General features: G+C 70.1%; 1 pseudogene. It reads left to right on the top strand.

What is annotated here, in order from left to right:
- Window positions 1-248 precede the first annotated feature (248 nt).
- Window positions 249-1473, top strand: a pseudogene (locus G6R25_RS23910) (IS110 family RNA-guided transposase).
- Window positions 1474-1497 lie beyond the last annotated feature (24 nt).

Below are 1497 nucleotides of genomic sequence, written 5' to 3'. Positions count from 1 at the left end.
GCCTAATGGGAGCTACCGGGTCGGCGTAGGGCAGGCTCGGTGCCGGTAGCCGCCGGCAGGTGAGCACTCTCTCCGCCTGGACGTGGTCGAGTCCTAAGGTCAGACCGTGCCCCTGCCAGTGGTCGGGAGAGTTGATCGCTGATGGGATGTCGTGCCTGCCGGTGACGGCGTGAGTACTTGTCCATTAGGTCGCTGGTGGTTCTCCCGTGGCTACGCTCACGATGCTGTCAGGGACACCGGAGGCCGGTTTGCTGTTCGTCGGGGACTACTGGGCGGAAGATCATCATGATGTGGAGGTCCAGGACGGCACGGGCCGGCGCCTGGGCGAAGGCCCGGCTGCCGGAAGGAGTAGCCGGGATCGCCCGGCTGCACGAGCTGGTCGGGGCGCACCTGTCCGAGGACGCCGATCCGGGCCTGGTGATGGTCGGGATCGAGACGGACCGGGGGCCGTGGGTGTCCGCGCTGGTCGCGGCGGGCTACCGGGTGATCGCGGTGAATCCGATGCAGGCCGCCCGGTATCGGGAGCGGTACTCGACGTCGGGGGTGAAAAGCGACGCCGGGGACGCGCACGCGTTGGCGGACATGGTCCGTACCGACGGCCATCAGCTGCGGGCGGTCGCCGGGGACAGTGAGCTGGCAGAGGCGGTGAAGGTGACCGCCCGGGCGCATCAGACGCTGGTCTGGGACCGGACCCGCGCGGCGCAACGGTTGCGTGCTGCGCTGGTGGAGTACTTCCCGGTCGCGCTGGTCGCGTTTGATGACCTGACCGCGGCGGACGCGTTGGAGTTGCTGGGCCGGGCGCCGGTCCCGGCCCAGGCCCGCCGGCTGACCGTGGCGGCGATCTCGGCGGCGCTCAAGCGGGCCCGTCGCCGTGACATCGCGGAGAAGACCCGGAAAATCCGGGCCGCGTTCGGCACCGACCAGCTGCCCGTCCCGGCCGTGGTGAGCGTGGCCTACGCGGCCACCGTCCGCGCTCAGGTCGCGATCCTGACGACGTTGAACGCCGAGATCGCCCGACTCGAGGAGGCGGTGGCCGACCATTTTGGCCAGCACCCGGACGCTGAGATCCTGCGTTCCCAGCCCGGTCTGGGACCGGTCCTCGCCGCCCGGGTGCTCGCCGAGTTCGGCGACGACGCCGGCCGTTACACCGACGCCAAGGCCCGCAAGAACTACGCCGGGACCAGCCCGATCACCCGCGCATCCGGGAAGAAGAAGATCGCCCTGGCTCGCTACGCCCGCAACCGCCGACTCGCCGACGCCCTGCACCAGCAGGCCTTCTGCGCCCTGAACGCCTCCCCAGGCGCCCGCGGCTACTACGACACGATCCGCGCCCGCGGCACCGGCCACCACGCAGCCCTGCGCCAGCTCGCCAACCGGCTCGTCGGCATCCTCCACGGCTGCCTCAAGACCCACACCCTCTACAACGAAGCAATCTCCTGGCCGCAGAAAGTCACCGTCGACGTCGCCGTTTGACACCCCAGCTCATGGGATGTCTGA

This window comes from Candidatus Frankia alpina, from assembly GCF_902806485.1.
Classification (GTDB): domain Bacteria; phylum Actinomycetota; class Actinomycetes; order Frankiales; family Frankiaceae; genus Frankia; species Frankia alpina.
This window is presented reverse-complemented; position numbering and strand designations above follow the sequence as displayed.